The sequence below is a fragment of the Streptomyces sp. DF42 genome (genome assembly GCF_058267695.1).
Window position 1 is genome coordinate 2017065 of record NZ_CM177859.1, and the last position, 15970, is coordinate 2033034.

Consider the following 15970-nt stretch of genomic DNA (forward strand, 5'->3'; position numbering starts at 1 on the left):
GGGGTGGTGGAAGGTCACTTGTCACCGATGGGACGTGTACTCCACCACCTGCTGGAAGGTGGGCCGGTTCTGCCAGCTGATGTTGCGGTGCTTGATGCCGCCGAGGGTGCGCTGGACGATCGAGTCGGCGCACCACTGGTCGCCCGCCGAGCAGAGCGAGTCGCCGGGGTAGACGGACGACGCGGACGTGCCGGCCGCCGACTTCAGGGTGCTGATCAGGATGTCCCGGCAGGAACTCAGGCTGCCGCCGCCGCAGTACTTCGCCGCCGGCGGCCCCTGCACCGGCTCACCGAGCACCGCCCGGATGTCCTTGTCGACGTAGCTCCACCAGCCGTACTGGAAGGAGCTTCCCGCGTGCGAGCCGGTGGGCCCGTGGGCGGCCGACGGGGACTCGTCGATCGGAAGGTTGTTGCCGAAGGCGGTGTACAGGTCGCTGCCGAGGCCCGGTTCGAACTCGGCCTTGACCAGCAGCGGCCACCACGCGTCCAGGATCCGGATCGCGTCGGCGTCGGCGTACTTCTTCGAACCGGCCGACGTCTCCGTGCGCTTGGCGCCCGCCGTCACCCACGCCTGCAGCGTGCTCACCGCGGCCGCGGCCGTGGAGTCGGTGACCGGACTGCCGTTGACGACCTTGAGCAGCTTCGGCAGCACGTCCTCGGCCCGCAGGTCGGCCAGTGACGCGTCCGACATCGCCTTCACCAGCGACGACCGCGTCACTCCGCCCGCGGCCACGAGCTTCTTCACCCGGTCCTCGAGCAGGTTGCCACGGTGCACGGACCCGTCGCCCCAGGGCGCGGTCGTGTAGTCCTTGGCCTGCTTGTTGTTCCAGGAGATGTAGTAGTCCTGGTCGATGGAGTTGGGGTGCGCGGAGGCCGCCGTGTAGTCGGCCGTGTTGGTGGCCGGGTCCCAGTTCCTCCACTCGTACGCCGCCTGCGCCCAGACCGGGAACTCGGCGTCGACGCCGCTCGCCCGCACCGGGTTGTTGCCGCTGTTGTAGTACGCGGTGTGCGAGGAGTCGGCGTAGAACCAGTTGAACGTGTAGTTGATGTGCTGCGCCGCGCTCTGGAAGGTCTGCGGGCTCTTCACGTAGTCCGGGTCGTTGAGCATCTGGAAGCCGATGATCGAGTCGGCCTCGTGCATGTAGGACGAGCGCAGGGTGGTGTAGGCGACCTTCTTGCCGCCGACGGTCGCCCGGTACTCCACCGGCCCGTACTTGGTGCGCCAGACCCGCATCGTGTACGAGCCCGCAGCGGTGCCGTCGGCCGTGGTGGGCTTCCAGGAGTTCGCCTGCTCGACCTTGTCCATGGCCGTGCAGGTGCCGTGGTACAGGTAGTGGTAATCGTCCTGGCACAGCTCTACGGCGTAGGTGTCGATGATGTCCTGGCCGGAGGTCGTCGCACTCCAGGAGTAGTCCTGGCCGCGGCCCAGTTCGACGTACATGCTCAGGCCCGCGAAGGAGGCGCCGCGGGCGCTGATGCCCGGGCCCTGGATCTCCTGGAGCATGAGGAGCTGCGGGGCGAAGTAGCCGGTCTGCGGCCCGAACACGGCGACGGGGTGGCCGCTGGCGGTGTACTTGCCGCTCACCACGAGGGCGTTGGACATGCCGCGCTTGGCCGAGCTCAGGGTGGTCGCCGCCGCCGTGGCCGAGGCGCCGGTGGAGCCGGCCGTGGCCGCGCTGCCCGTGCGGTCGTGGACGAGTGGCTCCTGGGTCACCGAACCGGCGTCGGGCAGGGCCTCGCCCTGGGGGTCTGCGGGCTTGGAGGCGTACGGGAAGCTCTCGCCGTTGTGGACGGTGAGGACGGCCTCGGGGTCGTTGCGTTCGCGGAAGGACTCCCAGACCTTGGTGCCCTCCTGCACGCCGTACTTGGACTGGGCGGCGATCAGGGAGAGCGCGTTGTTGACCTCGCCACCGCCGCCGGAGCCGAACAGCGTGCCGACGACAGAGCCCAGCGCGACCAGATCGGTGATCTTGAAGTGGTCGATGGTGCCGGCGTTGGTGATCGAGTCCTTGTGCCCGGTGAGGACGTACTCGCCGGGGAAGTAACGGCCGGTGTCGGAGGCGTCGATGTAGGCGTTGATGCCGGCCAGGTAGGCGTTGGCGTCGTCCAGGGCCAGCTTCCCGCGGGCGCCGTTGTCGGCGACGGCGTTGTCGATCTGGGCCTGCAGATCGGCCTCGGTGTACGGGGCGCTGCGGTAGAACTCCTGCTCCAGGCCCTGGTTGGAGGGGGCGCCGCCCGCGAACGTCGTCAGCTGGCCGCGTCCGACGTGCCGGAAGACGTCCATGAGCCACAGCCGGTCCTCAGCCGCGGCGTACCCGGCGCCGAACTCCGTGCCGTATCTGGTGCTACCGGTGATGTGGGGAATGCCCGCCTTCTTGTCGCGGACGATCGTCACGTCGGTCCGGCCGGCCGGCTTCTCGGAGGAGGCGACCTGATCGGAAGAGACCCCGAAGGACGCGTCGTTGAAGAAGGTGTTGATCTTCGAGTCGGTGAGGGTGGAGTGGCCCGTGGCGAGGTCGGCGTACGGGCCGAGCTGGTCCTCGGCATGGCTGGGCTGGGTGCCGAAGGCCTGGTTGAGGACGATCTGGGCCAGGGTGGCGTTGCCGTTCTCACCCGGCGGCGTGATGTCGGAGCACTGGCCGCCGCAGTAGTCGTTCGAGGCGGTGGCGGCGACCGCGGTCGCCTGGGTGAGCGGGGACAGGAGGCCGGCAACCAGGACGCATATGGATGCGGCCTTCAGGAACCCGGCGAGTCTGCCGGGAGTTCTCAGTCTGCGTGGGGCGATACGTGAGGGACGCCGAGGCATGGCAGCTCCTACCGACGGGGGTGAGCCGGGACGTTACCGCCGGTAGCCCCGAGAGTGAAGATGAACATGCGTCAAGTTTTGGAGTAGTCAGGGCGGCTTATGGAGGTCATCGGAAAACGGATGGAGCCGAATCGCATGTCGATACGTCTATTCGTCAACGTCGCGCGACGTCCGCGCGGCGACGCCGAAGTGACCGAAGTACAGGTGCAGGTGTGACGGAGGTGCAGGGCGATGGCCGGTTTCCGGAGTCTGGCGAGACAGGTCCGCGATCCGCGGTGCGATCTGGCACTGCGGCGCTATTCACTGCGCAAGTGCCTTGAGCGGTTCGCTCCTTACGGGCACAGGGCGACCTGGGACCATTTGTGCTCCCGGGCAGGGTTCGGTCCGGAGGACCGCTCCCCCGACCCGGTGCGGCTCGTGGCCGCGCTGGACGAGTTGGAAGACGCGCGTTCGGTCTGGCTGGCCTACGAGGTCGAGTTCGCCGAGCGGCGCAAGAAGGAGAAGCACGACGGGCTGCGTCGGCCGGGCACCGTGGACGACTGGCACCGCCTGACCTGGGGCGGGTTCGGTGTCGCCTGGTGCGACGACCCACGGGTGCACCCCCGTGAACCGCTCGCCGAGGTGCTGCGCCGGCTGATCACCGGCCTGGAGCGCGAGCCGGGTTCGGGTTGCCCGGTGTGCGGTGCGCAGCGCCTGATCTGGAAGTACGACCTGGACCACGAACCCTCCACGGGTCCGGTCTGCACTCACTGCGGAATTCTCGTGCCACGGCCCGTGCTCAGAGCCGAGGCCCTGGCGGACGCAAGGCGCGGAAGGCTGCTCGTGTCGGCCTAGGTTCCGGCCGACGGATCGAGCCGGCTGCAGGACAAGACAACCTCCTGACTGACCCGAGCGGGGCCAGTGGGGGCCCCTCGCACGCGCGACGCCGGGAGTGGGGGAACGTGCAGCCGCAAGGCGGAGGCGGGAGTCGACGCGGAGGGTCGGCGACCGACGACAACACGGCCGGGGGGTGCGCCGGGGATGCCGCACCCCCTGTTTGTCCGCCCTTGTCACGACTGGCACCATCGGGACATGGTGCAGGTGTGTCTCAACGGATCTCGGAGCGCCTTGGACAGCGCGCGCGTGCCGCTGTCGCCGGAGGCGATGGCCGAGTCGGCGGCGTATGCGGTCGCGGCCGGGGCGACGGACATCCATGTCCACCCCAAGGGCCCCTGCGGACAGGACTCCCTCTCGCCCAGAGTCCTCGCGCCGACGCTCGACGCGATCAGGGCGCGGGTGTCGGTGCCGGTCGGCGTGACCACGGGCGCCTGGGCCGAACCGGGCCCGGCCGCACGCCTGGAGCGTGTTCGCAGTTGGTCCATGCTGTCCGAGCCGCCCGACCACGCCTCGGTCAACTGGCATGAGGAGGGCGCGGAGGAGATCGCCGCCGCACTGATCGACCTCGGTGTGGGGGTCGAGGCGGGCATCTGGTCGGGGACGGACGGGGCCGCCCGGTTCGCCGTCTCGCCCGTCGGCCCGCGGGTGCGGCGGGTGCTGGGCGAGGTGACGGACACCTCTCAGGACACGGCGGAGCACACCGCCGATGCCCTCCTGGCCGACCTGGGTTCCGCCCACGGCCGCCCCGTGCTGCTGCACGGCGAGGACGGCAGCGTGTGGCCGGTGCTGCGGCTGGCCGGGCGGCTGGGGCTCGCCACCCGGATCGGCCTGGAGGACACGCTGCTGCTGCCGGACGGGGAACGAGCTTTGTCCAACGCTCAGTTGGTGGCCGAGGGGCTGTCCCAGTACGGGTGGGCCCAGCGCTCGTCGTAGGGCAGGGCGAGGAGTTCGGCGCGGACGGCCAGATCGGGCTCGCCGTGGGCGTGCAGCCGGGCGGCACCCGGGCCGGCCGGCCAGGTGCGCAGGTCAGCGAGTCCGGTGACCGTGTCGATGTCCGCGAGGGCGGCGTCAAGTGCGGCTGAAATCATGGGAGTCGGTCCCGTCAGGACTCCGTGCACGGCGTGCGGGCCGGCCGAAGATCCCGACGCTAGCAGTCGCTAATCCCCTCGCTCCACCCCTTTCCCGTCCGGACAGTTGGGAGGCGATGGAACACACCTGAGAACCACCTGCGGAACGAGGAGTCCCGATGTCGACGCTGCGCGTCACCGCCGAAGTGCTGACCGTCCACGAGCATCCGAACGCCGATGCCCTCGAACTGGCCCAGGTGGGCCTGTACCGGGCCGTCGTCGCCAAGGGCGCGTACCGCACCGGCGACGCCGCCCTCTACATCCCCGAGCAGTCCGTGCTGCCGGCGGATCTGATCGAGGAGCTGGGGCTGACCGGACGGCTGGCGGGCAGCGGCTCGGACCGGGTGAAGGCGGTGCGGCTGCGCGGTGAGCTGTCGCAGGGCATCGTGTGCCGCCCGAAGGCGCTGGCGGCCGTCGACCTGGCGCGGGCCGCCCTGGACGGCACGGACTTCGCCGAGCGGCTCGGCATCACCAAGTGGGTGCCGCCGATCCCGCCCACGATGGACGGCGAGGTCGAGTCCGCGCCCGATCTGCTGCCCTGGGTCGACATCGAGAACATCCAGCGGTTTCCGGACACCTTCTCACCGGGCGAGGCTGTGGTCCTGACCGAGAAGCTGCACGGCTCGGCCTGTCTGCTGACCTACCTCGCCGACGAGGGCCGCGTGTACGTCTCGTCCAAGGGCTTCGGCGCCAAGTCCCTCGCCCTGAAGGAGGATCCGCGCAATCTGTACTGGCGGGCGGTGCACGGCCACGGCGTCGCCGAGGCCGCCGCCCGGCTCGCCGAGCGGGTGGGCGCCCGCCGGGTCGGCATCTTCGGTGAGGTGTACGGCGCGGGGGTCCAGGACCTGACGTACGGCGCCGACGGCCGCCGGACCACCCTCGGGTATGCGGTGTTCGACGTCAGTGCGGAGATCGACGGCACGGTGCGATGGCTGGACGCGGCCGAACTGCTCGGCGGAGAGCTGCCGTTGGTGCCGCGGCTGTACGAGGGGCCGTACGACATCGGCCGGGTGCTGGAGATCGCGAGCGGGCGGGAGACCGTGTCCGGGCGGGAGCTGCATCTGCGCGAAGGGGTCGTGATCCGTCCTGCGGCCGAGCGGTACAGCCCCGTGACCGGGGGCCGGGCGATCGCGAAGGCGGTGAGTGCGGCCTATCTGACCAGGAAGGGCGGCACGGAGTTCGAGTGAACGGGGTGGCCCGGCAGGCAGGCACCTTCCCTAACTCTGCTGCTGCCGCAGCCGGTTCGCCGCTCGTTCGACCAGCAGACGCGATCCCGCCCGCTGTTCGCCGAACACGTCGTCCGGGTTGGACAGGACGCAGCCGTCGAGGGAGAGGCAGCCGCAGCCGATGCAGTCGGTGAGGTGGTCGCGCAGGCGGTTGAGCTGCTTGATGCGCTCGTCGAGTTCGGAGCGCCAGGCCTCGGAGAGACGGGCCCAGTCCTCCCGGGTGGGGGTGCGCTCCTCGGGGAGCTCGGCGAGTGCCTCGCGGATCGTGGCCAGGGGGATGCCGACGCGCTGTGCGGCCCGTACGAACGCGACCCGGCGCAGCGCGTCGCGGTGGTAGCGGCGCTGGTTGCCCGCGGTGCGGCTGCTGCTGATCAGACCCTTGGACTCGTAGAAGTGCAGGGCGGAGACGGCGGCGCCGCTTCGCGCGGCGAGCTGGCCTACCGTGAGCTCGTGGATCTTCTCTGGAATCTGGGGCACTCCTCGAACCCTACCCACGCCGTCGGGGCCGTCATCCGTTGACATTGGATTCCCGCCCGACCATGCTAAGCAGTCGCTTAGACTTTTGACCGATGGGAGGCCGGGACATGGCAGAGCCGAGGATCTTCGCGTCCGCCGACGACCTGAAGGCGGCGGTGGGCGAGCAACTGGGGTACAGCGACTGGCTGGAGGTCGACCAGAAGCGGATCGATCTCTTCGCCGAGGCGACCGGGGACCACCAGTGGATCCACGTGGACCCGGAGAAGGCGGCGGCGGGACCGTTCGGCACGACCATCGCGCACGGCTATCTGACCCTGTCCCTGCTGCCGCTGTTCGGGCCGCAGCTGATCACGGTCGATGGCGTGCGGATGGGCGTCAACTACGGAACCAACAAGGTCCGCTTCCCCGCGCCGGTCCCGGTCGGCTCACGCCTGCGCGCGACCGGGAAGATCAGCAGCGTCGAGGACGTGCCGGGCGGCATCCAGGTGGCCGTCGCCTACACCGTGGAACGCGAGGGCGGCGACAAGCCCGTCTGCGTGGCCGAGTCGGTGGCCCGCTTCTACCTCTGAGCGACCCCGGGGGCTACTTGGCCCCCACCATGCGCAGCACGAGGTCGGCGTCGAGCGCGCCGATCTCGTCCGGCGTCCAGGGCCCGTCGATGTTGAACCAGCGGGCGACGTCGATGCAGAGCGACATGACGGCGAGGGTCGTGCCCTTGACGTCCAGCACATCGAACTCGCCGGACGCGATGCCGTCCTCGATGATCCCGCGCACCTCCGCGTCGCACTGCCGGCGCAGCGCGAGGATCTCGGCACGGGCGCCGGGACCGAGCGAGTCCAGCTCGTACTGCACGACCCTGGCGGTGGTGCGGCCGCCCGCGTGCCAGCGGACGAAGGAGCTCACCGCGTCGGCCAGCCGCTCGGTCGCGGTGCCCTCGCGCCGGGCCGCCGTCCGCAGGATCTCCAGGGCCTTGGCGTGACCGATCCGGCTGATCCGGTGGAGCAGCTCTTCCTTGGTCTTGTAGTGGATGTAGAGCGCTGCCGGGCTCATGCCCGCGCGGCCCGCGATGTCACGGGTCGTCGTGGCGTGGTACCCGCGCTCGGCGAAGGCCTCCACCGCGGCGATCAGCAGCCGCCTGGCCGCGTCGGGCGTGACCTCACCCCACGCCGACGCCTCGTCACCGGCCGTCTCCTCCGCCGTACTCATCGCTCGCTGCCCCTCTCACCGACAAGGACAACACCATACCGCCCAAGCTGAGCGAGCGCTTAGTGTGCCCGCTCGGGGCTTCTCGGCTCGGCGGCTTCGGGGCTTGGCGGCTTCAGGGCTTGGTGGCCAAGGGCCTCAGAGCTTCTCGAAGGGGTCGTGGTCGGCGAGCAGCTTCTCCAGCCGGGCCTGGTCGACGCGGCTGACGATCTGCCCCGCCTCCTGCCGGTCCCGGATCACCTTGGCGAGGGTGAAGGCGGACGTGACCAGGTACAGGACGGCGATGGCGAGGAAGCCGCGCACCCAGGCGTCGGCGCTGAGCCGGAAGATGCCGATGGCGGTCGCGGCCATGGCGACGCCGAAGGAGGCGACGGCCTGGCCGTAGAAGGCGGCCGTGTTCTGCTGCTTGACCGGTGTGTCACTCATGGGACAAGCGTCGGCGGACGTGGCCGCCGCCACATCCGCCGACGTACCTAGGTGGTACTCAGAACTGAGGGGCGGTCAGAACGCCGAGACGCCGGTCAGCGCCCGCCCGATGAGCAGCTTCTGGATCTGGCTGGTGCCCTCGTAGAGGGTCATCACGCGGGCGTCGCGCAGCAGCTTGCCCGCCGGGTACTCGTCGATGTAGCCGTAGCCGCCGAAGACCTGGAGGGCGTTGTTGGCCGCGCGGACGGCGGCCTCCGAGGCGAAGAGCTTGGCCTTGGAGGACTCGACGGCGAAGGGCTGCCCGCGGTCGATGAGGTCGGCGACCCGCCAGGTCAGCAGGCGGGCCGCGTCCACGTCCACGGCGATGTCGCTGATCAGCTCCTGCACCAGCTGGTGCTGCGCGATGGGCTTGCCGAACTGCTCACGTTCGCCCGCGTACGCCACGGCCACCTCCAGGGCGGCCCGGGCTATGCCCACGCACCCCGCCGCGACCGACATCCGCCCCTTGGCCAGCGCCGACATGGCGACCGAGAAGCCCTTGCCCTCCTCGTCCAGCATCGCGGAGGCGGGGACGCGCACGTCCTCGAGGACCAGCTCGGCGGTGGCCTGGCCGCGCAGGCCGAGCTTGCCGTGGATGGCGCGGCGGGTCAGGCCGGGGGTGTCGGCCGGCACGAGGAAGGCGGAGACGCCCTTGTGGCCGGGGGCGTCGGTGGAGCGGGCGAAGAGGAGGACGACGTCGGCCCAGGTGCCGTTGGTGATGAACATCTTGGTGCCGTTGATCACGTAGTCCCCGCCGTCGCGCACCGCGCGGGTGGTGAGGTTGCCGGCGTCGGAGCCGGTGCCGGGCTCGGTGAGGCCGAAGCAGCCGACCGAATCGCCGGAGGTGAGCCCCGGCAGCCACCGCCGCTTCTGCTCCTCGCTCCCCCGGGCCGCGATCGTCTTGGCGACCAGCCCGAGCGAGACGGAGACGATGCCGCGCACGGAGGAGTCACCGCGCCCGAGTTCCTCGGTCACCAGGCAGTACGCGAGATGGTCGCCGCCGCTGCCGCCGTACTCCTCGTCGACGGTCAGACCGAGGAAGCCGACCTCGCCGAGCTTCTTCACCAGGGAGCGGTCCACGTCCTCCGCGCGGTCCCAGGCGATGACGTTCGGGGTGATCTCGCGTTCCACGAAGTCCCGGGCGAGCCGCCGGACGGCGGTCTGCTCCTCGCTGAGCTCTAGGTTCATGCCGAGTCACCCCATCACTGACGGTCCTTGAAAGCCGTACATTTAAATTAGCACTGCTAGTTTCTGGTTGCAGCCCTACTATGTGCGCCATGGCCCGACCGCGCAAGCCCTTGCTCAGCACCGACCGGATCGTCGAGACGGCACGTGTGCTCGTGGACGCGGAGGGCCTCGCGGCCGTCTCCACGCGTCGGCTCGCGGCGGAGCTCGGGGTGAGCGGGCCCTCGCTCTACAACCACTTCCGCACCAAGGACGAGATCCTGGAGGCGGTCGCCGACTCGGTGAGCGCACAGGTCGACCTGTCGATGTTCGAGGACGGCCGGGAGTGGCGGACCGCGCTGCACGACTGGGCGGTGTCCTACCGGGCCGCACTGCGCGACCACCCGAACATCGTGCCCGTCCTCGCCACCGGGCCCGGCCGCAGGCCGGCCGGTCTGCGCCTCGCGGACGCGGTGTACGGCGCGATGGTCGACGCGGGCTGGCCGCCCGCGCAGGCCACCTCCATCGGCGCGCTGATGCGGTACTTCATCATGGGCTCCGCGCTCGGCTCCTTCGCCGGGGGCTTCGTGGACGACGAGAGCGCGTACGACCCCGCCGACTACCCCCACCTCGGACAGGCCCACCTGCTCGCCGAGCAGCAGGAGAAGATCGACGAGCGCGCCTTCGAGACGGGGCTCACGGCGCTCCTCGACGGGCTGGTCCAGCAGTACGAGCAGGTGAAGCGGACGGTCCAGGAGCGGTAGGGACAGTTCGGCGGTCGCCGAAGTGTCCGTGCCGCATGCTGGAACCCATGACGACCAGGGACCCCCAGGCACCGCAGCTGGCCCGGCTCGCCGGGCTGATCGCCGACGAGACGCGCGCCGCGTGTCTGCTGGCGCTGCTCGACGGACGGGCGTGGACCGCGGGTGAGCTGGCGCGGCACGCGGGGGTCGCCGCGTCGACGCTGAGCGAGCATCTGGGCAAGCTCGTCGCGGGCGGGCTGCTGGCTGAGGAACGGCAGGGCCGGCACCGGTACGTGCGCCTCGCCGACGCCCGGGTCGCCCAGCTGGTGGAGGACCTGGCCGCGCAGGTGAAGCCGGGTGAGGTCGCCCGGCCGCGCAGTCTGCGGGAGTCGAGTGCCGGGTCGGCGATGGCGCGGGGGCGTACCTGCTACGACCATCTGGCGGGGCGGCTCGGGATCGCCGTGACCGATGCGTTGACGCTGCACGGGCTGTTGCGGCAGGACACCGGGTTCGCGCTGACCGATGCGGGCGTCCGCTGGTTCGGCGCTGCGGGTATCGCGCTCGACCGGAAGGGACGGCGTCCGCTGGCCCGTGCCTGCCTGGACTGGACCGAACGCCGACCGCATCTCGCCGGTGTCGCGGGCGCGGCCCTGTGCCGACATGCACTGGAGACCGGGTGGTGTGTGCGGATCGGCACCGAACGCGCGGTGAGGGTGACACCGACAGGTGAGCAAGCACTGGCCACGCTCTTGGGAATCGAGACAACGGCGTTGCGCTGAGCGCCCCAAAGGGGCGCGGGGAACCGCGCGACAAGCCACAACGCACCCGCAGCCACACCCCGTCCGAAATCCGCGAGCTCTCACCCCCTGACCCTGCCTAGCCTCTGGAGCATGATGAACCCCCGTCGTACCGACCTGCTGGCCCCCGCTGCCGCCGCCGTCACCGTCGTGCTGTGGGCCTCCGCCTTCGTGGCGATCCGTAGTGCGGGGGACGCCTACTCCCCGGGGGCGCTGGCGCTCGGGCGGCTGCTGTCCGGGGCGCTGGTGCTCGGGGTGATGCTGGTCGTCCGCAAAGAAGGAGTGCCGCCTCGGGCGGCCTGGCGGGGGATCGCGCTGTCCGGGGTGCTGTGGTTCGGGTTCTACATGGTGGTCCTGAACTGGGGCGAGCAGCAGGTGGACGCCGGGACTGCCGCCCTGGTGGTGAACATCGGGCCCATACTCATCGCCCTGCTCGGCTCCCGGCTGCTCGGTGATCCGATGCCGCCGCGGCTGCTGGCGGGAATGGCGGTGTCGTTCGCGGGGGCGGTCGCGGTCGGGCTGTCGATGTCGGGCGGCGGCGGATCCTCGGTGCTCGGAGTGGTGCTGTGCGTGCTGGCCGCGGTCGGGTACGCGGGCGGCGTCGTCGCACAGAAACCGGCTCTGGGCAGGGCGAGTGCGCTGCAGGTGACGACGTTCGGTTGCCTCGTCGGTGCGGTGGGATGCCTGCCGTTCGCCGGGCAGCTGGTGGGCGAGGCGGCCGACGCGCCCGTGTCGGCGACGCTCGACATGGTCTATCTGGGCGTGTTCCCCACCGCTCTCGCGTTCACGACCTGGGCGTACGCCCTCGCCCGTACGACCGCCTCCCGCATGGGGGCGACCACGTACGCGGTGCCCGCGCTGGTCGTACTGATGTCGTGGCTGGTGCTCGGCGAGGTGCCGGGGCTGCTCACGCTGGCCGGTGGTGCTCTGTGTCTGGCGGGTGTGGCGGTGTCGCGGTCGCGGCCCCGGAAGGCTTCGCGGCCCCGGAAGGGTCTCGCGCGGGCCGCGGCGCCGCAGAGCACTCCGGAGCCGCGGCCCCATCAGACCCCCGAATCAGCCTGAACGCACCCTGCCCGCAAGGACCTTGATGGACAGCAGGGCGATCACCGCGAGGGCGATGATGTAGCCGGACACGGCCATGGAGGTGCCCGTCGCCTCCAGCAGCAGCACCATCACGAAGGGCGCGAGGCCGCCGCCGAGCACGGCCGCGATCTGGTAGCCGAGGGAGGCTCCCGTGTAGCGCATCTCGGGCGTGAACAGCTCGGCGAACAGGGCGGCCTGGGGGCCGTACATGATGCTGAGGAAGCAGCCGGCGACGAACGTGCCGACCGCCAGCCACAGCAGTGAACCGGTGTCGATCAGCAGGAACATCGGTACGGCCCACAGAGCGATGCCGACCGCGCCGAACGCATAGATCCTGATGCGGCCGACACGGTCGGAGAGGGCGGCGGCGGCCGGGATCAGCACGAGCTGGGTGAGGCTGACGCAGAGGGAGACGGTGAGCACCGCGTCCCGCTTCATGCCCAGGTCACGCGTCGTGTAGTCGAGGACGCCGGTGATCAGGATGTAGAAGGTCGCGGTGTTCACGGCGAAGGAACCGCCGGCCAGGAACACGGTGCCGAGGTGTTCGCGCAGGATCGTGCGCAGCGGCGAGTTCTGCTCGGACTTCTCCTTCTCGGCCAGCTCCCGTTCGGCCTGCCGGAATTCGGGGGTCTCCTCGACATGCCGGTGGATGTACCAGGCGAGCGCGAGGACCAGCAGGCCGACCAGGAACGGCAGTCGCCAGCCCCAGGCCGCGAACGCGGAGTCGCTGGTGAACGCCCCGGCGATCAGGAAGACCGTGTTGGCGGTCACCACCCCGATGGGGACGCCGAGTTGGACGACACTGCCGTAGACGCCGCGCTTGCCCTCGGGGGCGTACTCGGTGGCCAGCAGCATCGCGCCGCCCCACTGCGCGCCGACCGCGACGCCCTGCACGACGCGCAGCAGGACGAGCAGGATCGGTGCGGCGACGCCGATCGTGTCGTACGTCGGCAGCAGGCCGATGCCGGTGGTGGCGACGCCCATGAGCGTGAGCGCGAGGACCAGCATCGGCTTGCGGCCCCGCTTGTCGCCGAGCTGGCCCGCGATGACGCCGCCGATCGGGCGGGCCAGGAAACCGACGGCGAAGGTGGCGAAGGCGGCGAGTACTCCGGCGGTGGAGCTGCCGGCCGGGAAGTACAGGTCACCGAGGACGAGGGCGGCGGCTATGCCGAAGACGAAGTAGTCGTACCACTCGACGGCCGAGGCGAGCGCTGCGGCGGTGGCGACGCGGCGGCGGTTGACCGGGGGGAGGGCGGTCGGGGTGGGAGTGGGGTGAGCGGAGGGGAACGTGTCCATGCGTGCACACTCCAGTGGGTGCGGTGGGGACGTTCCCGGGAACATACTGACCGGACGGTATGGGGTCAACGGGTGTGCATGGTGCGTGTATGGAGCATCTGGGGGCTGCGCCCCCAGATGCCCATCGTCCTGAGTGGCCGCGTCCTCGAACGCCGGGCGGGCTGAATCGGGCGGGCCGAATCGGACGCGCTAGAAGACGACGAGCGCCCGTCCGCCCTTGCCCGCCAGCATGTTCTCGAACGCCGCCGGGATTCCGTCCAGGCCGATCCGCTCCGTCACCAGCGCGCCGAGGTCCAGGCGGCCCGCCCGCACGTGTCCGGCCAGCAGCGGCAGGTCCTTCGCCGGGTCCGAGTTGCCGTACACGCACCCCGCCAGGGTCCGGCCCCAGTGGAAGATCTCCAGGGCGTTGAAGGTGACCTGCTGGTCCTTGCCTCCGATGCCGACCACCGTCGTACGGCCGCCGCGGCGGGTGGAGTCCCAGGCCGTGCGGATCGTCGACGCGCGGCCCACGCACTCGATGGCCACGTCGACGCCCTGCTTGTCCGTCAGGCCCCGGATCTCGCGGGCCGTCGTCTCGGAGGCGAGGACGTAGTCCGTGGCGCCCGCGCCGCGTGCCAGCTCCTCCTTCTCCGGGGAGACGTCGACGGCGACGATGCGCGCGGCTCCCGCGATCCGGGCCGCCTGGAGGGCCGCCAGGCCCACTCCCCCGACGCCGTACACCGCGACCGTCTCGCCGGCCCGTACCCGCGCCGAGTGGTGGACGGCGCCGTAACCGGTGAGGACCGCGCAGCCCAGGAGGGCCGCGTCGGTGAGAGGCACCCCCTCGGGCAGGGGCAGGACGCAGCCCGCGGACACGACCGTCTCCTCGGCGAACGCGGCGACGTTCAGGCCGGGGTGGAGGTCGGAGCCGTCCGAGGCGCGGTGGGCGTACACGTCCGCGGCGCCGTTCAGGGCGTTGGCGCACAGCCACACCTCACCGAGCGAGCAGGCGTGGCAACTTCCGCAGGACGGAGCCCAGTTGAGGACGACCTCGGCGCCGGGTGAGACATGCGTGACGCCTTCGCCGACGGCGACGACCGTGCCGGCGCCCTCATGCCCGAGGACGGCCGGGACCGGCACCCGCATGGTCCCGTTGGACAGGGACAGGTCGGAGTGGCACACCCCGGCGGCGGCGAGCCGGACGCGGACCTGGCCGGGGCCGGGGTCCGGGAGGTCGATGCCGGTGATCTCCAGCGGGGCGCCCACGCCGGGAAGTACTGCTGCGCGAACCACGGATACGCTCCTCAGAACTGCAGGGACTTGGTCTGGAGGTACTCGGCGAGGCCGTGCGTGCCGAGTTCGCGGCCGACGCCCGACTGCTTGTAACCGCCGAAGGGGGCAAGGGGGTTGAAGCGGCCGCCGTTGATGTCGACCTGGCCGGTCTCCATGCGGCGCGCGAAGGCCACCGCCTCCGCCTCGTCGCCGGCCCAGACGGCGCCGGCGAGGCCGTAGACCGTGCCGTTGGCGATACGCAGGGCGTCCTCCTCGTCGTCGTACGGGAGGATCGACAGGACCGGGCCGAAGATCTCCTCCTGGGCGATCGTCATCTCGGGCGTCACGTCCGCGAAGACGGTCGGGGAGACGAAGTAGCCCTGCTCGCACGGTGATTCGGGGCCGCCGGCCACCAGCCGGGCCCCCTCCGCCACGCCCTTCTCGATGTAACCCCGCACTCGCGTCTGCTGCTTGGCGTTGACCACGGGGCCGATGCGCTCGCCGTACTTCGCGGCGGCGGTGGCCGCGAGAGCGACCGCCTCCTCGTACCGGTCCCGGTGCACCAGCATCCGCGTCCAGGCGCTGCAGGTCTGCCCGGAGTTGGACATGACGTTGGCGACGCCGACGTTGACCGCCTTGGCCAGGTCGGCGCTCGGCAGGATGACGTTGGCGGACTTGCCGCCCAGCTCCAGGGCGACCCTCTTCACGGCCGCGCCGGCGGTCGCGCCGATCTGCCGGCCCACCGCCGTCGAACCGGTGAAGGAGACCAGGTCGACGTCCGGGTGCTCGGCGAGGGCCTGTCCGGCGACCGGCCCGAGGCCGGTGACAAGGTTGAAGACACCCGCCGGGACACCCGCCTCATGCACCGCCTCGGCGAACAACTGGGCGACCAGCGGGGTGTCCTCGGCGGGCTTGAGCACCACCGTGCAGCCGGCCGCGAGCGCCGGGGCGACCTTCGCGACGACCTGGTGCAGCGGGTAGTTCCAGGGCGTGATCGCGCCGACGACCCCGACCGGCTCCAGGTGGACGATCGAGGTGCCGGCCTTCTCCTCGAAGGCGTGGGTCGCCGCCAGCTCGGCGTACGAGCCCGCGACCGCGATCGGTACGGCGGCGTGGACGTGCCGCGAGAACTGCAGGGGCGAGCCGAGTTCGGCGGTGACCGTCTCGGCGATCTCGTCCTTGCGGGCCTCGAGGACGTCCCGCAGGGCGGCCAGCCGGGCGGCCCGCTCGGCCGGAGGGGTCGCGGCCCAGGCCGGGAGGGCGGCGCGGGCGGCCCGTACGGCGGTGTCGACGTCGGCGGCGGTGCCGGCCGGAACCCGGCCGATCACCCGCTCGTCGACCGGGTTGACGACCTCGATGACCTCCCCGCCCGCGGCAGGGCGCCAGGCGCCGTCGATGTACATCCCGTCGTGTGCCTTCATCGTGCTCCTCCGGGGGCGGGGTGCGTCGTCCGCGTG

The 15970-nt window shown here is 71.1% G+C and carries 16 protein-coding genes; 7 read left to right on the forward strand and 9 right to left on the reverse strand.

The window, feature by feature from the left end; genetic code table 11:
* Window positions 1–21: 21 nt before the first annotated feature.
* Complete coding sequence (locus ACYUED_RS09145; RefSeq protein ID WP_491291773.1) at window positions 22–2805, reverse strand: penicillin acylase family protein; 2784 nt, start codon at window positions 2803–2805, stop codon at window positions 22–24.
* Between the two features lie 231 nt (window positions 2806–3036).
* Between ACYUED_RS09145 and ACYUED_RS09150 the strand changes: the two genes are divergently transcribed.
* On the forward strand, window positions 3037–3639 hold the full coding sequence (locus ACYUED_RS09150; RefSeq protein ID WP_491291774.1) for a hypothetical protein: 603 nt from the start codon (window positions 3037–3039) through the stop codon (window positions 3637–3639).
* 237 nt (window positions 3640–3876) lie between these two features.
* A complete protein-coding gene (locus ACYUED_RS09155; RefSeq protein ID WP_491291775.1) occupies window positions 3877–4614 on the forward strand; it encodes a 3-keto-5-aminohexanoate cleavage protein in 738 nt (245 codons plus the stop codon).
* On the opposite strand, the gene ACYUED_RS09160 is transcribed toward ACYUED_RS09155, so the two are convergent.
* A complete protein-coding gene (locus ACYUED_RS09160) occupies window positions 4560–4769 on the reverse strand; it encodes a hypothetical protein (RefSeq protein ID WP_491291776.1) in 210 nt (69 codons plus the stop codon). The two genes, ACYUED_RS09155 and ACYUED_RS09160, sit on opposite strands and share 55 nt — an antisense overlap.
* 158 nt (window positions 4770–4927) lie before the next feature.
* Between ACYUED_RS09160 and ACYUED_RS09165 the strand changes: the two genes are divergently transcribed.
* A complete protein-coding gene (locus ACYUED_RS09165; RefSeq protein WP_491291777.1) occupies window positions 4928–5995 on the forward strand; it encodes an RNA ligase (ATP) in 1068 nt (355 codons plus the stop codon).
* Window positions 5996–6025: 30 nt separating this feature from the next.
* On the opposite strand, the gene soxR is transcribed toward ACYUED_RS09165, so the two are convergent.
* Window positions 6026–6511 (reverse strand): redox-sensitive transcriptional activator SoxR, encoded by a 486-nt coding sequence (gene soxR / locus ACYUED_RS09170; protein ID WP_491291778.1) that lies wholly within the window; start codon window positions 6509–6511, stop codon window positions 6026–6028.
* Window positions 6512–6618: 107 nt separating this feature from the next.
* Between soxR and ACYUED_RS09175 the strand changes: the two genes are divergently transcribed.
* A complete protein-coding gene (locus tag ACYUED_RS09175; protein ID WP_491291779.1) occupies window positions 6619–7080 on the forward strand; it encodes a MaoC family dehydratase in 462 nt (153 codons plus the stop codon).
* 13 nt (window positions 7081–7093) lie between these two features.
* Here ACYUED_RS09175 and ACYUED_RS09180 read toward each other — a convergent pair whose 3' ends face one another.
* From ACYUED_RS09180 to ACYUED_RS09190, 3 genes are all read right to left on the reverse strand, one after another.
* Complete coding sequence (locus ACYUED_RS09180) at window positions 7094–7717, reverse strand: TetR-type transcription factor C-terminal domain-containing protein (protein WP_491291780.1); 624 nt, start codon at window positions 7715–7717, stop codon at window positions 7094–7096.
* 135 nt (window positions 7718–7852) lie between these two features.
* Window positions 7853–8140 (reverse strand): YiaA/YiaB family inner membrane protein, encoded by a 288-nt coding sequence (locus tag ACYUED_RS09185; protein ID WP_266511439.1) that lies wholly within the window; start codon window positions 8138–8140, stop codon window positions 7853–7855.
* A 75-nt stretch (window positions 8141–8215) separates the two neighbouring features.
* A complete protein-coding gene (locus tag ACYUED_RS09190) occupies window positions 8216–9367 on the reverse strand; it encodes an acyl-CoA dehydrogenase family protein (protein ID WP_491291781.1) in 1152 nt (383 codons plus the stop codon).
* Window positions 9368–9456: 89 nt separating this feature from the next.
* On the opposite strand from ACYUED_RS09190, the gene ACYUED_RS09195 reads away from it, so the two are divergent.
* The 3 genes from ACYUED_RS09195 to ACYUED_RS09205 all read left to right on the forward strand — a co-directional run bounded on the left by ACYUED_RS09195 (window position 9457) and on the right by ACYUED_RS09205 (window position 11945).
* On the forward strand, window positions 9457–10107 hold the full coding sequence (locus ACYUED_RS09195; RefSeq protein WP_491291782.1) for a TetR/AcrR family transcriptional regulator: 651 nt from the start codon (window positions 9457–9459) through the stop codon (window positions 10105–10107).
* A 47-nt stretch (window positions 10108–10154) separates the two neighbouring features.
* Window positions 10155–10865: an ArsR/SmtB family transcription factor gene (locus tag ACYUED_RS09200; protein WP_491291783.1), complete on the forward strand. Its 711-nt coding sequence runs from the start codon at window positions 10155–10157 to the stop codon at window positions 10863–10865.
* Window positions 10866–10979: 114 nt separating this feature from the next.
* The gene (locus ACYUED_RS09205; RefSeq protein WP_491294191.1) at window positions 10980–11945 is read left to right on the forward strand and encodes a DMT family transporter; all 966 of its coding nucleotides are present in this window, start codon (window positions 10980–10982) and stop codon (window positions 11943–11945) included.
* Here the strand turns inward: ACYUED_RS09205 and ACYUED_RS09210 are convergent.
* The 3 genes from ACYUED_RS09210 to ACYUED_RS09220 all read right to left on the reverse strand — a co-directional run bounded on the left by ACYUED_RS09210 (window position 11937) and on the right by ACYUED_RS09220 (window position 15934).
* A complete protein-coding gene (locus ACYUED_RS09210) occupies window positions 11937–13262 on the reverse strand; it encodes an MFS transporter (protein ID WP_491291784.1) in 1326 nt (441 codons plus the stop codon). The genes ACYUED_RS09205 and ACYUED_RS09210 overlap by 9 nt on opposite strands.
* A 189-nt stretch (window positions 13263–13451) precedes the next feature.
* Window positions 13452–14534 carry a zinc-binding dehydrogenase gene (locus ACYUED_RS09215; RefSeq protein WP_491291785.1) on the reverse strand — a complete coding sequence of 361 codons (1083 nt, stop codon included), beginning with the start codon at window positions 14532–14534 and terminating at the stop codon, window positions 13452–13454.
* Window positions 14535–14545: 11 nt separating this feature from the next.
* The gene (locus ACYUED_RS09220; RefSeq protein ID WP_491291786.1) at window positions 14546–15934 is read right to left on the reverse strand and encodes an aldehyde dehydrogenase family protein; all 1389 of its coding nucleotides are present in this window, start codon (window positions 15932–15934) and stop codon (window positions 14546–14548) included.
* Window positions 15935–15970: the final 36 nt, after the last annotated feature.